Origin of the sequence: Solirubrobacter pauli, from assembly GCF_003633755.1 — a bacterium.
Classification (GTDB): Bacteria; Actinomycetota; Thermoleophilia; order Solirubrobacterales; family Solirubrobacteraceae; genus Solirubrobacter; species Solirubrobacter pauli.
In genome coordinates this window covers 414,363-431,175 of record NZ_RBIL01000002.1, presented here as the reverse complement: position 1 = coordinate 431,175, position 16,813 = coordinate 414,363, and the positions used below count along the sequence as shown (strand labels likewise).

The 16,813-nt window shown below is 71.1% G+C and carries 19 protein-coding genes; 6 read left to right on the top strand and 13 right to left on the bottom strand.

Going from position 1 to position 16,813, the window contains the following annotated elements:
* The first annotated feature begins 11 nt into the window (after positions 1-11).
* The 3 genes from C8N24_RS21945 to C8N24_RS21935 all read left to right on the top strand — a co-directional run bounded on the left by C8N24_RS21945 (position 12) and on the right by C8N24_RS21935 (position 2,924).
* Positions 12-761 carry an enoyl-CoA hydratase/isomerase family protein gene (locus tag C8N24_RS21945; protein ID WP_170179310.1) on the top strand — a complete coding sequence of 250 codons (750 nt, stop codon included), beginning with the start codon at positions 12-14 and terminating at the stop codon, positions 759-761.
* Positions 740-1,249: a gamma carbonic anhydrase family protein gene (locus tag C8N24_RS21940; protein WP_121254137.1), complete on the top strand. Its 510-nt coding sequence runs from the start codon at positions 740-742 to the stop codon at positions 1,247-1,249. Before C8N24_RS21945 ends, C8N24_RS21940 begins: the two co-directional genes overlap by 22 nt.
* 79 nt (positions 1,250-1,328) lie before the next feature.
* Positions 1,329-2,924 carry a M1 family metallopeptidase gene (locus C8N24_RS21935; RefSeq protein ID WP_211340103.1) on the top strand — a complete coding sequence of 532 codons (1,596 nt, stop codon included), beginning with the start codon at positions 1,329-1,331 and terminating at the stop codon, positions 2,922-2,924.
* A 33-nt stretch (positions 2,925-2,957) separates the two neighbouring features.
* On the opposite strand, the gene C8N24_RS34210 is transcribed toward C8N24_RS21935, so the two are convergent.
* The 9 genes from C8N24_RS34210 to C8N24_RS21895 are packed head-to-tail and all read right to left on the bottom strand — an operon-like array spanning position 2,958 to position 11,087.
* Positions 2,958-3,128: a hypothetical protein gene (locus tag C8N24_RS34210; protein WP_170179309.1), complete on the bottom strand. Its 171-nt coding sequence runs from the start codon at positions 3,126-3,128 to the stop codon at positions 2,958-2,960.
* Between the two features lie 5 nt (positions 3,129-3,133).
* Entirely contained in the window at positions 3,134-3,553 is a 420-nt protein-coding gene (locus tag C8N24_RS21930) for a DUF6529 family protein (protein WP_121254135.1), read from the bottom strand.
* Between the two features lie 42 nt (positions 3,554-3,595).
* Positions 3,596-4,798 carry an NAD(P)/FAD-dependent oxidoreductase gene (locus tag C8N24_RS21925; RefSeq protein WP_121254133.1) on the bottom strand — a complete coding sequence of 401 codons (1,203 nt, stop codon included), beginning with the start codon at positions 4,796-4,798 and terminating at the stop codon, positions 3,596-3,598.
* Positions 4,791-5,564, bottom strand: a complete 774-nt coding sequence (locus C8N24_RS21920; RefSeq protein ID WP_121254131.1) for an enoyl-CoA hydratase/isomerase family protein — start codon at positions 5,562-5,564, stop codon at positions 4,791-4,793. Before C8N24_RS21920 ends, C8N24_RS21925 begins: the two co-directional genes overlap by 8 nt.
* Positions 5,564-7,009 (bottom strand): aldehyde dehydrogenase family protein, encoded by a 1,446-nt coding sequence (locus tag C8N24_RS21915; protein ID WP_121254129.1) that lies wholly within the window; start codon positions 7,007-7,009, stop codon positions 5,564-5,566. Before C8N24_RS21915 ends, C8N24_RS21920 begins: the two co-directional genes overlap by 1 nt.
* 19 nt (positions 7,010-7,028) lie before the next feature.
* Positions 7,029-7,676, bottom strand: a complete 648-nt coding sequence (locus C8N24_RS21910) for an SDR family oxidoreductase (protein WP_170179308.1) — start codon at positions 7,674-7,676, stop codon at positions 7,029-7,031.
* Positions 7,673-8,026, bottom strand: coding sequence for a hypothetical protein (locus C8N24_RS21905; protein WP_121254125.1), 354 nt, complete (start codon positions 8,024-8,026; stop codon positions 7,673-7,675). Before C8N24_RS21905 ends, C8N24_RS21910 begins: the two co-directional genes overlap by 4 nt.
* Positions 8,023-9,486 (bottom strand): benzoate-CoA ligase family protein, encoded by a 1,464-nt coding sequence (locus tag C8N24_RS21900; protein WP_121254123.1) that lies wholly within the window; start codon positions 9,484-9,486, stop codon positions 8,023-8,025. The genes C8N24_RS21905 and C8N24_RS21900 overlap by 4 nt, the downstream gene beginning before the upstream one ends.
* Positions 9,483-11,087 (bottom strand): amidohydrolase family protein, encoded by a 1,605-nt coding sequence (locus tag C8N24_RS21895; RefSeq protein WP_121254121.1) that lies wholly within the window; start codon positions 11,085-11,087, stop codon positions 9,483-9,485. The genes C8N24_RS21900 and C8N24_RS21895 overlap by 4 nt, the downstream gene beginning before the upstream one ends.
* 23 nt (positions 11,088-11,110) lie before the next feature.
* Between C8N24_RS21895 and C8N24_RS21890 the strand changes: the two genes are divergently transcribed.
* Positions 11,111-11,920 (top strand): PaaX family transcriptional regulator, encoded by an 810-nt coding sequence (locus tag C8N24_RS21890; RefSeq protein ID WP_211340102.1) that lies wholly within the window; start codon positions 11,111-11,113, stop codon positions 11,918-11,920.
* Complete coding sequence (ansA, locus tag C8N24_RS21885; RefSeq protein WP_211340101.1) at positions 11,917-12,936, top strand: asparaginase; 1,020 nt, start codon at positions 11,917-11,919, stop codon at positions 12,934-12,936. The genes C8N24_RS21890 and ansA overlap by 4 nt, the downstream gene beginning before the upstream one ends.
* Here the strand turns inward: ansA and C8N24_RS21880 are convergent.
* Positions 12,926-13,465, bottom strand: a complete 540-nt coding sequence (locus tag C8N24_RS21880; RefSeq protein WP_121254117.1) for a VOC family protein — start codon at positions 13,463-13,465, stop codon at positions 12,926-12,928. The genes ansA and C8N24_RS21880 overlap by 11 nt on opposite strands.
* Positions 13,466-13,566: 101 nt before the next feature.
* Between C8N24_RS21880 and C8N24_RS21875 the strand changes: the two genes are divergently transcribed.
* Positions 13,567-14,718, top strand: a complete 1,152-nt coding sequence (locus C8N24_RS21875) for a calcium-binding protein (RefSeq protein ID WP_170179307.1) — start codon at positions 13,567-13,569, stop codon at positions 14,716-14,718.
* Here the strand turns inward: C8N24_RS21875 and C8N24_RS21870 are convergent, their stop codons facing one another.
* Genes C8N24_RS21870 through C8N24_RS21860 form a run of 3 tightly spaced genes read right to left on the bottom strand, consistent with a single transcriptional unit; the run spans position 14,719 to position 16,788 of the window.
* Positions 14,719-15,612, bottom strand: a complete 894-nt coding sequence (locus C8N24_RS21870) for a M56 family metallopeptidase (protein ID WP_147447927.1) — start codon at positions 15,610-15,612, stop codon at positions 14,719-14,721. It lies immediately after the preceding gene.
* On the bottom strand, positions 15,605-15,985 hold the full coding sequence (locus tag C8N24_RS21865; RefSeq protein ID WP_121254111.1) for a BlaI/MecI/CopY family transcriptional regulator: 381 nt from the start codon (positions 15,983-15,985) through the stop codon (positions 15,605-15,607). Before C8N24_RS21865 ends, C8N24_RS21870 begins: the two co-directional genes overlap by 8 nt.
* Positions 15,986-15,990: 5 nt before the next feature.
* The gene (locus tag C8N24_RS21860) at positions 15,991-16,788 is read right to left on the bottom strand and encodes a hypothetical protein (protein ID WP_121254109.1); all 798 of its coding nucleotides are present in this window, start codon (positions 16,786-16,788) and stop codon (positions 15,991-15,993) included.
* Between the last annotated feature and the right edge of the window lie 25 nt (positions 16,789-16,813).

Here is a 16,813-nt window from a genome sequence, read left to right as displayed (position 1 = left end):
CATCGGCATCCGTGGATCTCGTGACCCAGACCCTCGACGCCGAGGGCGTGCTGCTGATCGCGTTGAACCGGCCGGAGCGCCGCAACGCGATCGACGACGCGGTGGCGGACGCGCTGCGCGACGCGTTCGAGCGCGCGGCGACCGACGCCGCCGTGCGCGCCGTCATCCTCACCGCCGAAGGGCGCGCGTTCAGCGCCGGCGGCGACCTCTCGCGCTTCGAGCGCGACTGGGACCCGCGCGACTTCCGCCACGACTCGCACCGCCTGACGCAGCTGATCACGCTGGTCGAGCGCCTCGAGAAGCCGACGGTCGCGGCCATCAACGGCGTCGCGACCGGCGCCGGCACGCAGCTCGCCCTGGTGTGCGACGTGCGGCTGATGGCGCCCGGCGCGCGCTTCATCTACCGCGAGGGCCGGCTCGGGATCATCCCCTCGCACGGCGGGATCACGCGCCTCGTCAAGCTGATCGGCCTCGCACGCGCGCGCGACGTGATCCTCGGCGGCGAGGAGGTCGGTGCCGAGGACGCGCTGCGCCTGGGCATGGTCACCGCCGTGGTCGACGACGTCGTGGCGGCGGCCCGCGAGCGCGTCGCGCTCATGCTCGAGCGCTCGCCGCAGGCCTACGCTGCGGCCAAGCGCCTGCTGTGGCTGGCGGGCAACGTGGATCTGGAGAGCGGGATGGTCGCCGAGGCGCTCGCGCAGAGCGCCCTCGTCGGCACCCCCGAGCACAAGGAGGCGGTATGGCGACGATCATCGAGCTAGACGGCATCACCCCGCGGATCGCGGAGGACGCCTACGTCGCCCCGACCGCCGTGTTGATCGGGGACGTCGAGGTCGCCGCGGGTGCCTCGATCTGGTTCGGCGCGGTCCTGCGCGGCGACAACAGCGCGATCCGCATCGGCGCCGGCTCCAACGTCCAGGACAACTGCGTCATCCACTGCGCCAAGGACCTCCCGACGATCGTCGGCGCCAACGTGACCGTCGGCCACATGGCGATGCTCGAAGGCTGCGAGATCGGCGACGGGTCCCTGATCGGCATGGGCGCGATCGTCCTCCAGCGCGCCACCGTCGGGCCCGGCTCGCTCGTGGCCGCCGGCGCCGTGGTCGGCGAGGGCGTCGAGATCCCGCCGGGCGTGCTCGCCGCGGGCGTCCCGGCGCGCGTCAAGAAGGAGATCGCGGGCGAGTCCCAGCGCTGGGTGGAGTCGGCGGCGCGCGAGTACCAGTCCAAGCGCTTGCGCTACCTCCGCTGAGCCGCCGCTCTCACCGTCATCTCACGCGCGTGCTGAGGGACTACCCCTCGTCCACTGTCGTCAAGAGGGAGGGACCAGCATGGCTCGGAGGCGAGCACTGCGACTGACGGCGGGCGCCTTGGGCGTCGCCGCCTGCCTGATGGCCACGACATCGGCCGCCGACGCACGCAGCGGGGTGGGTGTCGGGCCGGACGGCCAACCGGATGGTGCGGGGCTGATCGCGCCCGACCTGGCCCCGGCCGCGGCGCCGCAGCGCACGGCACGGGTGTTCCACCCGCCGTTCTGGGGTCACGGCCACGGCCGGCCGGACTACCAGCCCGGCGACCCGGGCCTCGGTGACCCCTACTTCCCGCTCGAGGGCAACGGCGGCTACGACACCCAGCACTACGACCTGTCGTTCTCCTACGACCCGGCGACCGATCGGCTGGAGGGACTCGCCGTCATCACCGCTCGGGCGACCCAGGACCTCTCGCGCCTGGGCCTCGACCTGCAGCAGCTCGACGTCGACTCGGTGACGGTCGACCTGCGGCGCGCGGCGTTCGCCCGGGACGGGCAGGAGCTCCAGATCACGCCCCGCAAGGGCATCCGCGAGGGTGACACCTTCGTGGTCACCGTCCGGTACGGCGGCGTGCCGCAGACGATCGTGGGGTCGCCGATCGTCTTCGGCTCCCCGTACGGGTTCCTGCACACCGACGACGGCGCGTTCCAGGGCGACGAGCCCAACGCGGCATCGACGTGGTTCCCGGTCTCCGACCACCCGCAGGACAAGGCCCGCTACACGATCCGCGTCAGCGTCCCCAAGGGCCTCGGCGTGGTCGCCAACGGCACCCTCAAGTACCACCTGGACGTGGGCGGGCGGTCGCTGTGGGTGTGGGACGAGCCGTTGCCGATGGCCTCCTACCTGGTCACCGCGGACATCGGGCGCTGGACTGTGCGCCAGGGCCGGACGCCGGGCGGCATCCCGGAGTACGTGGCGGTCGACCCGGTGCTGCCGGACGTCACGACGACCGAGCGCGGCGTCACGCAGACGCGCACGGCGGTCGACTTCTTCTATGAGGAGTCGGCGCGCGCCGCCGACCTGTGGACGCAGAAGTTCGGGCCGTACCCGTTCGACGTCGTCGGTGCCATCGCCGACAACGCCACCTACAACGGCACGCCGCTCGGGTTCTCGCTCGAGACGCAGACGAAGCCGGTCTACTCCGCCGTGCGCAGCTCGAACACCATCGCCCACGAGCTCGCGCACCAGTGGTTCGGCGACAGCGTCTCCGTCAACACCTGGGACAACATCTGGCTCAACGAGGGCTTCGCGAGCTTCTCGGAGTTCCTCTGGGCGGAGTTCACGGGGCTGCGGACCGCCCACGAGCAGTTCGTGATCGACTACAGCCGGCCCGCGAGCAGCGCGTTCTGGCAGATCGTCGTGTCCAACCCGCAGCGCGACACGATGTTCGCCAGCGCCGTCTACCGTCGGGGAGGCATGACGCTGCAGGCGTTGCGCGAGAAGATCGGCAACGACGACACGTTCTTCCGGATCTTGAAGACGTGGACGGCGAAGTACCGCTACGGCACCGCGACGACCGCGGACTTCATCGCGATCGCCGAACGGGTGTCCGGGCTCGACCTGCAGAACTTCTTCCACGTCTGGCTCGACGTCCCGGAGAAGCCGACCACCTGGTGATCCCACCGCGCCCCGCTCATCGGGCGGGGCGCGTCACCGGTCTTCGCGGCGGTCCTCGGCGTCCTTGCGCTGGTCTTCCTGCTGCTCCTGGATCTGCTCCTGTCGCTCGGTGTCCTCCTTGAACGGGCCGAGCTGGGAGGTGACGACCGCGATCGTGGCGGCGATGATCGCGATGGCCGTGATGATCGAGCCGAGCAGTTGCATGTGCGTCAGTCCTCTCCGGCGAGGAAGTCGGGGGCGACGGTGAACCAGGTGACCGCGAGCAGCAGGAAGAGCAGCGTTCCCAGATACGGGAGGAGCTGCCCGCCCTTGCCGGAGCGGATGACGAAGATCTTCACCGCGAGCACGCACAACGCGCCGAGGGCGGCGGCGATGTGGAGCGCGTAGTCGCCTTCGAAGCCGAAGACGGCAAGGCACATGAGCGCGACGACCACGACGAGGACCGCGATCGCGTCGCCTGAGGCGCGGTGGGTGAAGAAGGCCGCCCTGGCGCTGATCAGCGGCAGCTTGCGGTAGCCGATGGCGGCCAGCAGCAGCTGGTAGACGGCCAGGGCCAGCACGACGGAGGCCAGGACGGTCTTGACCGAGCTGGGGTTGCCGCGGGTGATGTCGTAGACGAGGTCCTCCACTGCGCGGACTGCTACCCGCGCAGTGGAAGCGGCTACTCAGACTTAGGTCGCAGCGAGGGCGGCCCGGTCGACGGGCGCGCGGGACTTGATCAGCTCGCGCGCGAGGTCGAGGTCGTCGCTGCGGTCGACGGCCAGCGCGCCGGCCAGGCGGTCGCCGTCGAGGTACCAGACGGTGAACTTGCCCTCGTCGATCGAGCCGCGGACGACCTCCTCGGTCCAGGTGTAGGCCGGGCCGACGTACTCGAACCACGCCCAGTCACTCAGGTCGGAGAAGAAGTACGGGACGACGTCGTGGGGGTCCTCGTGGCCGAGCATCGAGCGGGCGGCCGTCTTGCCCTGGTTCTCCGCGACGTCCCAGTGCTCGATGCGCACGCGCTGCTGGTGCACCACGGAGTCGTACTCGGCGATGTCACCCGCCGCGTACACGTCGACGGCGGAGGTGGCGAGCTTGGCGTCGGTGAGCACACCGCCGCGCTCACCGATCTCCAACCCCGCCTTCTTGGCCAGTGACACGTCGGGGCTCACACCCACACCCACGACGACGGCGTCCGCGGGGATGGACTTGCCCGAGGCGGTGACGACCGCCGACACACGGCCTTCACCCTCGAAGCGCGCCACCTCTTCACCACCGTAGATGGTCACACCGTGGTCGGTGAGCGCTTTCTGGAAGAACCCGCCGGCGGTCTTGCCGAACGTGCGCTCGAGCGTCACGTCCTCCTGCATCACCAATGTGCACTTGCGCCCCATCGAGCTCAGGGTCGCCGCGACCTCGGTGGCGATGTACGAACCGCCCACGAGGACGACGTTGTCCTTCGCGTCCTCACGAATGGCGTCGGCGTTCCCGAGCGCGCGCAGGTAGTGGATGCCGTCGAGGTCGGCGCCGTCCACGCGCAGGCGACGGACGTTCGCGCCGGTCGCCAGCAGGAGCTTGCCGTAGCGGACCACGTCCTTGTTGGAGAGCGTGACGGTGTGCGCCTCGATGTCCAGCTTCATCGCACTCGTACGGGTCAGCAGCTCGACGTCGTTCTCGGTGAACCACTGCTCGCCGCCGAGCAGGACGTCGGAGCGGGACTTCTCACCGCCAAGGAATCCCTTTGAGACGGCGGTGCGGTCGTACGGCGGGTCGGGGTCGCGGGAGACGACGAGCACCGAGCCGGTGGCGCCCTCCTCGCGCAACGTGCGCGCGGCGGAGAAGCCGGCGTCACCGCCGCCGACGATGAGGTACTCGATCTCGCGCTCAGACACCTTTGAACTCCGGCTTGCGTTTTTCCTGGAAGGCCGCGAACCCCTCGGCGGCGTCCAGAGTGTCGAACAAGCGTCGGATGCCTTCGCGCTCCCGCGCCAGCGCGTCGTCGAGCGGGAGCTCCACGCCCTCGTGGACGGCCCGCTTGATCTCGCCGATGGCGACCGTCGCTCCGCGGCAGAGCGCGGAGGCGTACTGGCGCGTCTGCGCTTCGAGCTCCGCCACCGGGAACAGCCGGTCGAGGATGCCGAGCGTGTGCGCGTTCTCGGGCGAGAGCGGGCGTCCGGTGATCATCAGGTCGAGCGCGGTCGGCACGCCGAGCAGGCGCGTGAGCCGCTGCGTGCCGCCGTTGCCGGGCAGCAGCCCGAGCGTCACCTCCGGCAAGCCCAATTTGTACGGTCCGCGCGCTCCGAAGCGGAGGTCGCACGCGAGCGCGATCTCCAGCCCGCCGCCCAGCGCGTGTCCCTCGATCTGCGCGATGAACACCTTCGGCACCCGCGCGATCGACGCGAGCACCGCATGGCCGAGCTCGATCATCGCCATGTTGCCATCGGTGGAGTTGGCGGCGAACGCCTTGATGTCAGCACCCGCCGAGAAGAACTTCGGTGAGGCGCTGCGGACGATGATCGCCGACGTCTCCTCGTCGTCCGCGGCGGCGTCGACCGCCACCTGGAACTCCTCCATGAACTCCCGGTCGTAGGAGTTGGCCGGCGGCTTGTCCAGCGTGATGTACCCGACGTACCCGTCAGCTTCGTAGGCGACCGCCATCACTCCAGCCCTCCCACGACGACCGAGATGTCCTCGAGGTAGTAGTCGAGGCCCTCCTGCCCATGCTCCTTGCCGTACCCCGACTGCTTGACGCCACCGAACGGCAGCTCGTCATAGCCATAGTGGAACTGGTTCACCCACTTCATGCCGGCTTCCACCTCGTTGGCGACACGGTGGATCGTGCGGATGTCGTTCGTCCACACCGACGCGCCCAGCCCGTACTCACTGTCATTGGCGAGGCGGATCGCCTCATCGAGGTCACTGACCCGCCAGATCGGCAACACCGGCCCGAACGTCTCCTCACGCGCGACGCGTGAGTCCAGCGCCGGGTTGGTGACGATGGTGGGGTTCACGAAATAGCCCTTGCCTTCGCGCGTGTCACCGCCGAGCACGACTTCACCGCCACCGTCGACCGCGTCCTGCAACTGCTCGAGGATCTCGTTACGTCCGTCGGCGGTGTGCAACGGCCCCACGCGGATCGCCGGCTTCTCGGCCTTCTCCCACCCCAGGCCCGGCTCGTACTTCCCGACCGTGCGGGTGAGCTGCTCGAGCAGCTCGTCGTACACCTCGTCGAACACGTAGACCCGCTTGCCGCCGAGGCACATCTGGCCGCAGTTCCAGAAGCGGCCGATGGCGATGCCGCGCGCGGCGGCCTTGAGGTTCGCGTCCGGGGCGACGATCACCGGGTCAGAGCCGCCCAGCTCCATCGTCATCCGCTTCAGCTTCGGCGCGGCCAGCCCCATGATGTGGCGCCCGACCGCCGTCGAGCCCGTGAAGGCGACGCGCCGGACCTTGTCGTGGGTGACGAGCGCGTCGCCGACCTCCGAGCCCTTGCCCGTGATCACGTTGACCACGCCGGGCGGGAACTCCGCCTCCAGCAGCAGGTCGGCGATCTTGAGCGTCGTCAGCGGCGTGGTCGCCGCCGGCTTGACGACGATCGTGTTGCCCGCCATCAGCGCGGGCGCCACCTTCGTGCCGAGCAGCGTGAGCGGGAAGTTGTTGGGCACGATCGCCGCCACGACGCCCATCGGGCGCCGGATGACCATGCCGTACGCCTTCGACAGCGCGCTCGGCAGCGGCTGGTAGGAGCCGCGCACCTTGGTCGCGAGGTCCGCGTAGTAGTTCAGGCCGTGGATGAGGTGGTGGATCTCGCCGCCCGCCTCGGTGACCGGCTTGCCCTGCTCGTGGACGAGCGACATCGTCAGGTCCTTGCGGTCGCGCTCGATCAGCGCGATCGCCTTGCGCAGGAGGTTCGCGCGGTCCTCCGCGTCCGTCTTCTGCCAGTCGGCGAAGGCCTTGTCGGCGGCCTCCACGGCCGCGTCGACGTCCGCGGCGGTGCCCCGCGGGACGGCGTCGATCTTCTCCTCGGTGGCGGGGTCGACGACGTCGATGCCCTCCCCCGCCGCCCCCTCGGTGCGTTCGCCCGCGATGAGCATTCCGGTCATGCGTCGTTTCCTCCTGGTGTCAAGGAGCGAGGCTCCGGCCGCCACAGGCGACCAGGACCTGGCCCGTCACGTACGCGGTGGCCGGCGAGGCCAGCGCGGCGATCGTCTCCGCGATCTCCTCGGGCTCGGCCTGGCGGCCGAGCGGGATGCTCGCGATCATCTTCTCCAGCACGTGCTCCGGCATCGCGCGCGTCATCTCCGAGGCGGTGAGGCTCGGGGCGATCGCGTTCACGCGCACGCGCGGGGCCAGCTCCAGCGCCAGGGCCCGCGTCATGCCGACCAGCCCGCCCTTGGAGGCGCTGTAGTTGAACTGGCCGAAGTTGCCGAGGTACGCGCGGCTCGCCAGGCTCACGACGGACGCGCCGTCGTTGAGCGTCAGCGCGCGCGTGAGCTCGTAGGCCGCGCCGAGGTTGACCCGGATGACGGCCAGGAACTGCTCCTCGGTCATCTTCACGATCCGCGCGTCCCGCGTGATGCCGGCGTTGTTGACGAGCACGTCGACCGGGCCCGCCTCGGCCACGATCCGCGCGCGGTCCTCCGGCGAGGTGACGTCGGCCACGAAGCCATCGGCGAGGTCGACGCGCAGGACGTCGTACCCGTCCTGCTCGAGCCGGTCCGCGACGGCCTTGCCGATCCCGCGCGCCGCGCCGGTGACCACGGATCTCACGACTGCACCTTGCCCACGTGCTTGGCGCCGACGTGGACGAGCTCGCCCGCCACGCCGCGGCCCTCGGCCAGCAGCGCGATCCAGTGCTGCAGGTCCTCGGGCGCATGGTCGGCGCCGACCGCGACCGCGTTGGCGGCGTGCCCTTCGGCGGCGAGGGTGCGCATCCCGGACAGCAGCGCGTTGGCGAGCATCGCGCCCGGCACGCCGTTCTGGCCGAGCAGGTGCTCGTTGGCGAGCACGAACACGATCGGCTCGGCGCCGCGCGCCGCCGCCTGCGAGCGCCGGAACGCGTCGGTGAGCGCCGTCTCGACGCCGGCGAAGTCCTCCACTTCGGGGGCGGTGAAGATCATGCTCTGAGCTTGTAGCGCTGGATCTTGCCGGTCGGGGTCTTCGGGAGATCGTCCACGAACTCGATGAAGTGTGGGTACTCGTAGCGGCGCAGCCGCTCCTTGCACCACGCCTGCAGCTCGGCCACCAGGCCGTCGTCGCCCGGATCGCCGCGCGCGATCACGAACGCCTTCACGCGCGTCGTGTAGTCGGCGTCCACGCCGACCGCGGCGGCCTCGAGCACGCGCGGGTGCTCGACCAGGGCGTTCTCGATCTCGATCGGCGACGCCCACAGCCCGCCGACCTTGATCATGTCGTCGGCGCGGCCCTCGTAGACGTAGTCACCCTGCTCGTTCACCCGATAGCGGTCACCGGTGAAGAACAGATCACCTCTGATCGCCGCCTTGGTCTTCTCGTGCTGGTGCCAGTAATAGGCGAGCGCCGAGTCACCTCGCACCCACAGGTTGCCGACCTGCCCGTCGGCGACCGGTGTGTGCACCTCGTCGAGCAAGACGAGCTCGTACCCCGGCACCGGCTTGCCGCTCGTGCCGGGGCGCACGTCGCCGGGCCGGTTCGAGCAGTAGATGTGCAGTAGCTCGGTGGAGCCGATGCCGTCCACGATGTCCAACCCGAAGCACTGCTGCCACCGCCGCAGCACCTCGGGGGCGAGCGGCTCGGCCGCGCTCACGCACATCCGCACCGAGCCGAGGTCGAACGTCGAGGCGTCCTCGAGGTTGACCATCGCGCCATATAGGGTGGGCACGCTGAAGAACAGCGACGGCCGCTCGGCGGCGGCGGTCTCGAGCAGCCCCCGCGGGTCCGGACGGCCGGGCCGGAGCACGGTCGTGGCGCCCACCCAGTACGGGAACGTGAGGTTGTTGCCGAGCCCGTACGCGTGGTAGAGCTTGGTCGACGAGAACGTCACGTCGTGCTCCTGTATGCGAAGGATCTCCTTCGCGTACGTCTCGCACGTGTACTCGATGTCGTGGTGCAGGTGCACGACGCCCTTGGGGAACCCGGTCGATCCGCCGCTGAACAGCCAGAACGCCATGTCGTCGCGATGGGTGTCGGCGGGCGCGCGGTCCCCCGGCGATTCGGCCAGCAGCGCTTCGAAGCGCGAGCGCGGCATCGTCCCGGGGGGCAGCCGCTGGACCAACGCGTCCTCGGCCACGATCAGCTTCGCGTATGAGTCGCGCGCGTAGTGGGCGAAGTTCTCCGTCGTGTCGAGGAAGGAGACCGGCGCGGGCACGGCCCCCGCCCGCATCGCACCCAGGAACAACGCGGGGAAGGTGGGTGAGTCGTCGAGGATCATCAACACCCGATCCTCACGTCCGACGCCGAGCCCTTCCAGCACGTTGCCCACGCGGCAGATCGCGTCGTGAAGCTGCGTGTAAGTGACCGACTCACCCGCGCACCGGATCGCGACCTTGTCACCGTGACCGGCGTCCAGGCGGCGGTCGACCAGCAACCCCGCGTTGTTCACGACCGCACCGGCGGGGCGAGGATCACGCGCGACTTCACCTCCAGCAGCCCACTCGGCGTCACCCGCAGCTCCGGGAGGAAGTCTCCCGACGCGAACAGCAAGCTGTAGAGCGGATCGTGGAACGGATACCCGTGGCGGGACATCTCGTCAGACAGCCTACTATCGATCGCAACTGTTGTGTCGAACGTTCCGGCGGAGATGAGGCCGTCGACCTCCAGCGGTGCCGACCACCCGCCGTCGAAGGCGAACCCGCCGCCCAGCTCCGCGACGCGCCCGGCCGCGCGCGCCATCGCCGCCGGGTCGCGCCCCAGCACCAGCAGCTCGAGCGACGTGGTCGCGGTGGTGGCGAAGCCGTCGACGTCGAGGAATCCCTCCACCACGCCCTTCGTCGCCCATGAGCCGTCCCGCCCGACGAGCACGGCGTGCACGTCGCCCGGCTCCACCGCTCGGTCCACGCGCCGGTTGATCACCGCCGACTCGTAGCGCGCGACCGGCTGGACGCCGGACAGCGGCTCGAACAGCGAGACGTCGGGCGCGGCCAGCCCTGGCCCGGCCGGCCACGCCAGCTCGGGCAGCGCGGCGGTCAGCCGGCCGTCACGCGCGACCACCTCGCCACGCACGTACACCGTCTCCGGCCGCCACTCCCCCAGCTCGGGCAGCACGTTGAACGTCGCCGCGCGGCCGGGCGCGATTCCGCCGAGCCGCTCGTCGAGCCCCAGGAACGTGGCCGGGTCGATGGTCGCCATCTGCAGCGCGCGCATCGGCTCGACGCCCTGCTCGCTCGCGATCCGCAGCGCGCCGCCGATCACGCCCCGCTCGGCGTAGAACGACGGCGTGGCGCCGTCGGTCGTGAGCATCAGCCGGCGCGCGCTTCCGAGCACGTCGCGCAGGCCGTCCAGCAGCGCCGGCAGGTCGGGCCGCAGCGAGGACTGGCGCAGCATCGTCCACATGCCCAAGCGGAGCCGGTCACGGGCCTCGTCGGCGGTGATCGCCTCGTGGTCGGCGGAGAGCCCCGCGAGGGAGAGCTCGTTGAGGCGGTCGTAGGACGCGCCGGCGTTGTGGCCCTCGACGCGCCGCCGCGCCGCCTTGGCCGCGGCGATCCCCGCGGCGACCCGCGGGTCGCCGCGCGCCACCGACGGCCAGTTCGTGATCTCGCCGCTGGCGACCACCTCCGGCCACGACAGCATCGGCGCGATCGTCTCGATCGCGAAGCGCTCGGCCTCGTCAGGGTAGGCGGACTGCGGCGAGATCCGCGCCACCCAGCGGATGTGCGCCGGCGCCGCCCGCATCTGGTCGACGATCGCCCGCAGGCCGTCCACGCCGTGGGACAGGAAGAAGAACAGGTTGTCGTACACGAGCGTGGTGGTCCCGTCCGGCACCGCCACCTCGAGCAGCGACGTCGGCGAGTACAGGCACCACGGGTGCGTGTGCGGCTCGACGTAGCCCGGCACGAGCAGCTTGCCGGTGATGTCGACGGCCTCACCGGCGGGCTCGCGCGGGCCGACATAGGTGATGACGCCGTCGTCGAACTCGACGTTCGCGCGCACCCATGTGCCCGTGTAGACGTCGGCGACGGTGCCGCCGACGAGCGCCTGGCCCATGACCGCACCATATCCTCGTGGCCGTGGACGACGTCCTTCGACGCCGCTCGGTCGGCGCTCCCGCCGCCCGCTCGACCCTGCTGACCGTGCTCGGCGAGTTCCTGCTGCCCCGCCCCGACGGCGCCTGGCAGGAGGCGTTGATCGGCGGCCTGCAGCTGCTGGGCTTCAGCCCGTCGGCCGCGCGCCAGGCCGTCGTCCGGTCCGCGCGTGAGGACTGGCTCCAGAGCGAGCGCGTCGGCCGGCGCTCGCGGATGCGACTCACGCCCCGCTCGGCGGACCTGCTGCGCGTCGGCGCGCGGCGCATCTACGGGTTCGGCGGGCCGGTGAGCTGGGACGGTCGCTGGCTGCTGCTCGTCCTGCGCGTGCCCGAGCAGCGCCGTGAGCTGCGCCACCGGCTGACGACCCAGCTCGCGTGGGCGGGGTTCGGCAGCCTGGGCGGCGGGCTGTGGATCACGCCGCACGTGGACCGCGAGAGCGAGATCCAGGCGGAGGCGCCCGCGGAGCTGCTGAGCTTCCGCGCCGAGCTGGGGGCGCTCGGCGGCACCGAGAGGGTGATCGGCGAGGCGTGGGACCTGCCGGACCTGCGCGAGCACTACGAGCAGTTCATCGAGGACTTCGCCCGGCTGCGCCCACGCGGCGACGCGGCGAGCTTCGCCGCCCAGACGGCGCTCGTGCACGCTTGGCGGCGCTTCCCGTTCATCGACCCCGACCTGCCCGACGACCTGCTGCCGGCCGACTGGCCGCGCCGCCGGGCGCACGACCTGTTCCGTGACCGCCACGAGCGCTGGGCGCCCGCGGCGCAGGCGCACTTCGACACCCTGGTGCCCGCATGATCTTCGGCCGCAAGCGCATCTACGTCGCCTACGTCGGCGGCACGATCGGCATGAAGCCGACCGACAACGGCTACGCGCCCGTTCCGGGCCACCTCACCGAGCAGATCCACGACCGGCCGGAGTTCCACTCGGCCGAGGTCCCGAAGCTGCACATCCGCGAGTACGAGCCGTTGCTGGACTCGGCCAACGCCCTCCCGGCCGACTGGCTGCGGATCGCCCGCGACATCGTGGAGCACCGCCACCACTACGACGGCTTCGTCGTGCTGCACGGCACGGACACGATGGCCTACACCGCCTCGGCGCTCGCCTTCCTGCTGCGCGGGCTGGCCAAGCCGGTCGTGGTCACCGGCAGCCAGATCCCGCTCGGCGTGCTCCGGAGCGACGGGCGGCAGAACCTGCTCACGGCGATCCTCGTCGCGGCCCGTGAGGAGGTGCACGAGGTGTGCCTCGTGTTCGGCTCCCACATCCTGCGCGGCTGCCGCACCGTCAAGGCGAGCGCGTCCGGGTTCGAGGCTTTCACCTCGCCCAACCTGCCGCCACTGGGGATGGCGGGCGTGGAGATCGCGGTCGACGAGAAGCGGCTGCTCGGCCACCCGTCGGGTGCGGTCGGGCTGCCCATGGACCTGAACGCGCCGGTCAACCTGCTGCGGCTGTACCCGGGCATGCCGGCGAGCCTGCTCGAGGCGGCCATGGCGGCGCCCGCGCGCGGGCTGATCCTGGAGGCCTACGGCGCCGGTACGCTGCCCGCGCACGACGGCGGGTTGCTCGAGGCGCTGCGGCGAGGAACGGAGCGCGGCGTCGTCGTCGGCGTGGTCTCCCAGTGCGTCGACGGGCGCGTGGACCTGACCGCCTACGCCACGAGCGCCCCGCTGATCGAGGCGGGCGCGGTCGGCGGGCTGGACATGACCACCGAGGCCGCGTACGCGAAGCTCGTCGTCCTGCTCTCCGAGGGCCATCCGTCCGACGAGGTGCGGCGGCTGTTCGCCTCCGACCTCGCCGGCGAGCTCACGTCGTAGCCAGCAGGTCGTCGAGGTCCAGCTCGCCGCCCGCGAAGGCGAGGTGCCCCGCCTCCGTGCGTGGCCACTCGTCGAACGGCCGGTCCCAGTAGAGCTCGAGGTCGTTGCCGTCGGGGTCGGAGATGTAGACGGCCTCGTGGGTGCCGTGGTCGGCGAGCTGGCGCAGCGGCCAGTCGACCGCGATCAACCGGCGGACGACGTTCGCCAGGTCCGCGCGGGTGGGGAACAGGATCGCGACGTGGTGCAGGCCGCAGACCCCGTCGGGCTGCGGCGGGCCACCCGCCGACTTCCAGGTGTTGAACCCCAGGTGGTGGTGATAGCCGCCGGCGCTCAGGAACAGGGCGTCACCGGTGGTCCCCCAGCCCGGGACGTCCCGCAGCTCGGTGATGACGTCGAACCCCAGGACGCCGACGTAGAAGTCACGCACGCGGTCGATGTCCGCAGTGCGGAGATGGACGTGACCGATCCGGGTGCCGGCGGGGAGCGGGTGCTCCGCGCGGGCGATCGGCTCGACTGAAGCCTCGCTCATACCGGCAGCATGGCAAGCCCAGCCGCCATACTTGGCGCCCTTCTCTCGTTAACCGCCTGGACGCTCCGGGCAAAGGATGATCTGTGTCCAAAATCCGTACGTTGTTGGCCCTCGCCATCGCTGGAGCGCTCGTCTTCGCCACGACCGCGTTCGCAAAGAACATCGTGGGTTCTGGTGCCGCCGAGCGGCTCACCGGCACCGAAGGCCCTGACGTGATCAACGGCCTCGGCGGCCGCGACACCATCCGCGGTCTCGGCGGCGACGACGTGCTGACCGGCGACACCGGCCCGGACGAGCTCTACGGCGGAGCGGGCAACGACAACATGAACGGCGGCTCGGGCGACGACCGCCTGATCGGTGAGGACGGCAACGACCAGGGCCTCGGCGGCTTCGGCCACGACACGCTGCTGGGTGGCCCGGGCGACGACAACCTCGAGGGCAACGAGGCGCCCGACGTGCTCAACGGCGGCGACGGCAACGACACCCTCGACGGCGGCAGCGGCGGCGACGACATCAACGGCGGCAACGGCAACGACACGATCTTCTCGGACACCGGCCCGGACCGGATCGACGCCGGCCCCGGCGACGACATCATCCACCTCAACTCGGACCCGCCGAGCGCGATCAAGAGCATCGACTGCGGCGACGGCTACGACACCGTCTACAACACGCCCGCGCCGATGGGCCGCACGAACCGCAAGCTCCTCGCCGCCCAGCCCAACTGCGAAAACGTGATCGACCTCGCCGCCGAGCGTGACCCCACGCGCGGCATCACCTGGTCGGGCAACGGCACCAAGAACGGCACCGACCGCAATGACCGCCTCAACGGCCAGGGCGGCTCCAACACCCTCTACGGGCACGCGGGCAACGACGTCCTCTGGGGCGACGCCCGGCACAGCGGCAAGGCGGGCAAGCAGAGCGACCTGCTCGACGCCGGCCCCGGCGACGACACCGTCTACGGCGGCCGCGGCAAGAACCGGATCCTCGGCGGCGACGGCAACGACTTCCTGCAGGGCAACGGCACCACGTCGACGATCTTCGGCGGCAACGGCGCCGACAACATCCGGATCGCCGGCAAGAACACGATCGTCGACGCCGGCCCCGACGACGACACGATCTACGCGATCACGGCCAGCGGCCGCGCACGGATCTCCTGCGGTCCGGGCAACGACACGGTGATCGTGTCCAAGTTCAAGGGCAACCGCGCGCGGGTGAAGGTCGCGGCGGACTGCGAGAAGAAGAAGCGCGGCTGATCAGGCCGGGCTGAGGAACGCGGCGGCTCGGCGCCAGCCGAGCCACGCGGGTCCCATCGCCACCAGCCGCGCGAGGACCGCGACCAGGAGCCATCCGGGCGCGGACGCGAGCGGCAGGCAGAAGCTCGGGTGCCCCGGCACCAGCAGCTCGGCGCCGATGGCCGCCACCAGCACGGCCAGCACGACCGCCGCGGCGGCGAGCATCCCGTTGGACACCTCGTACCCGGGGGCCGCGCCGGCGAGCCGGTCCACGCGCTCGGGAGCGATGCCGCCGGGGAACGCCAGGAGCGCCGACGCGAGCGGCGCCGCGCCTCCCCGCCGGACCGCGGCCGCGTCCGCCGCCAGCTCGGAGAGGGCCTGCTCGCGGCGGGGCAGCGTGCGGAGCGAGTACGCCTCGCCGATCGCCCGGGCGACCAGCAGCCGGAGCGGGTCACGGCGGTCGGCATGATGGCCCTCGTGCGCGACCACCGCGGCGAGCTCGCGTGGCCCGAGCAACGCCACGGCGCCCTCGGACAGGTACACGCGCGGCCGGAGCAGCCCGGAGCAGAACGCGCGCGGCGCCGCGCCCGGGACGATCGCCACCTCGCGTCCGCCGACCGTGCGCGTGCCGATGACCGGCAGCCGGGCCGCCAGGCGCCGGTGCGCGACGACGCCGCGGCGCAGCGATCGTGCCGCCCGCGTGAAGGCGAACCCGTCGAACGCCAGCAGGGCGAGCAGGGCCAGCTCGCGACCGTGGAACACGCCGTTCGGGATGTCCTCCGTGAGCGGGTGCAGCATCGCCCCGCCGTGGAAGCGGAACGCGTCGATCACGTACAGCAGCGCGAGCAGGAACGTGGTGAGCCCGAACGCGGCGACCGCGAACTCGGCCCGCCGCAAGCCCCGCGTCTCAGTCACCGCTGTCGGCGATGCGGCGGAGCGTCTCCAACCGCTGCGGATCGAGGCCGTAGATGTGGCGGGCGAAGTGCGCGAGCGCGAGATCGCCGAAGTCCTCGACGAGGGCCTCGACCGACGCCTCGGCCCGCGCCGCGAAGTACTCGTCGCGCGGGAGCGCCGCCGAGTAGACGTCGACGCGGCCTTCGCGACGACGGACCAGCAGGCCCTTGGAGTCCAGCCGCGTCATCACGGTCAGCAGGGTCGTGTACGCGCGCGTCTTCTCGCTGCGCGCGTTGAGCGCCACCTGCACGTCCCGCACGGTGGCCTCGGCGCGCCCCCACATCTCCTCCATGATCTCGGTCTCGAGCTCGTGCAGAGGTGGGGGCGCGGCCATGGTGCTTAGAGCTTGAACGTCCGCTTGACGTTGAAGCGCTTGCCGCCGATGGTGACGGCCCACGTGGCGGTGTAGTTGCCGGCCTTCATGCCGCGCAGCGCGCCACCGTTGAGGTAGACGACCTGGCCCGGGACGATGCCGACCTGCGGGATCGTGGCGTTGCGGCGCGTCGGGCCCGTGATCGAGACCGTGCCGCCGACCGGGTCCAGCGTGTTGCCCGTGTTGCGGACCGCGAGGATGAGCGAGCGGTTGTTGCCGCGGCCGGCCACGTCGGTCGCGCCGATGCGCAGGTTCGGGTTCTTGCGCGCCGGGTTCAGGCGCATCTTCCCGCGCAGGTCCCACTGCGGCACGATGCCGTTGCGGGCCTTGGCCTTCACCTGCTTGGCGAACACCTGGAAGCCGGCGTACAGCGAGCCGGAGGCGGTCATGCGGCGCATGTTGAACGTCACGCGACGCTCGCCGGGCGGCAGGTTGAACGACTGCGGCGTCGCCCGCACGTACGGAGCGAGGCTCGCCTTCGTGTTCAGGACCACCGAGCCGTTGTTGCGGTTCTGGATCCACGGGCGCACGTTGACCGTGACGCGCATGGTGTCCTTGGTGGTGTTCTTGATCGTGATCGTGCCGACTGCGCCGCGCTTGGCCGTCTTCTCGACGAGAGCGGGCGTGATCGACACGCCGCCCTGCTGCGTGGCCTTCGCCACCGGAGCGGACTCGTCCGCGCGGGCGATGACGCTGCCGGTCGCGGTCCCCGCGACGGCCAGGCCGAGGGCGCCGGCGACCAGCCGACTCCTAACGAGCTTCACTTCGGTATCTCCTTGGCGTTATCTG

What these genes read in the sequence shown, in the direction of transcription:
- C8N24_RS34210 (WP_170179309.1), bottom strand. Translation starts at nt 3,128, where the DNA reads ATGCAACTGCTCGGCTCGATCATCACGGCCATCGCGATCATCGCCGCC.
- C8N24_RS21880 (WP_121254117.1), bottom strand. Translation starts at nt 13,465, where the DNA reads ATGAGCGAGGCTTCAGTCGAGCCGATCGCCCGCGCGGAGCACCCGCTC.
- C8N24_RS21935 (WP_211340103.1), top strand. Translation starts at nt 1,329, where the DNA reads ATGGCTCGGAGGCGAGCACTGCGACTGACGGCGGGCGCCTTGGGCGTC.
- ansA (WP_211340101.1), top strand. Translation starts at nt 11,917, where the DNA reads ATGATCTTCGGCCGCAAGCGCATCTACGTCGCCTACGTCGGCGGCACG.
- C8N24_RS21920 (WP_121254131.1), bottom strand. Translation starts at nt 5,564, where the DNA reads ATGGCGGTCGCCTACGAAGCTGACGGGTACGTCGGGTACATCACGCTG.
- C8N24_RS21895 (WP_121254121.1), bottom strand. Translation starts at nt 11,087, where the DNA reads ATGGGCCAGGCGCTCGTCGGCGGCACCGTCGCCGACGTCTACACGGGC.
- C8N24_RS21915 (WP_121254129.1), bottom strand. Translation starts at nt 7,009, where the DNA reads ATGACCGGAATGCTCATCGCGGGCGAACGCACCGAGGGGGCGGCGGGG.
- C8N24_RS21940 (WP_121254137.1), top strand. Translation starts at nt 740, where the DNA reads ATGGCGACGATCATCGAGCTAGACGGCATCACCCCGCGGATCGCGGAG.
- C8N24_RS21865 (WP_121254111.1), bottom strand. Translation starts at nt 15,985, where the DNA reads ATGGCCGCGCCCCCACCTCTGCACGAGCTCGAGACCGAGATCATGGAG.
- C8N24_RS21905 (WP_121254125.1), bottom strand. Translation starts at nt 8,026, where the DNA reads ATGATCTTCACCGCCCCCGAAGTGGAGGACTTCGCCGGCGTCGAGACG.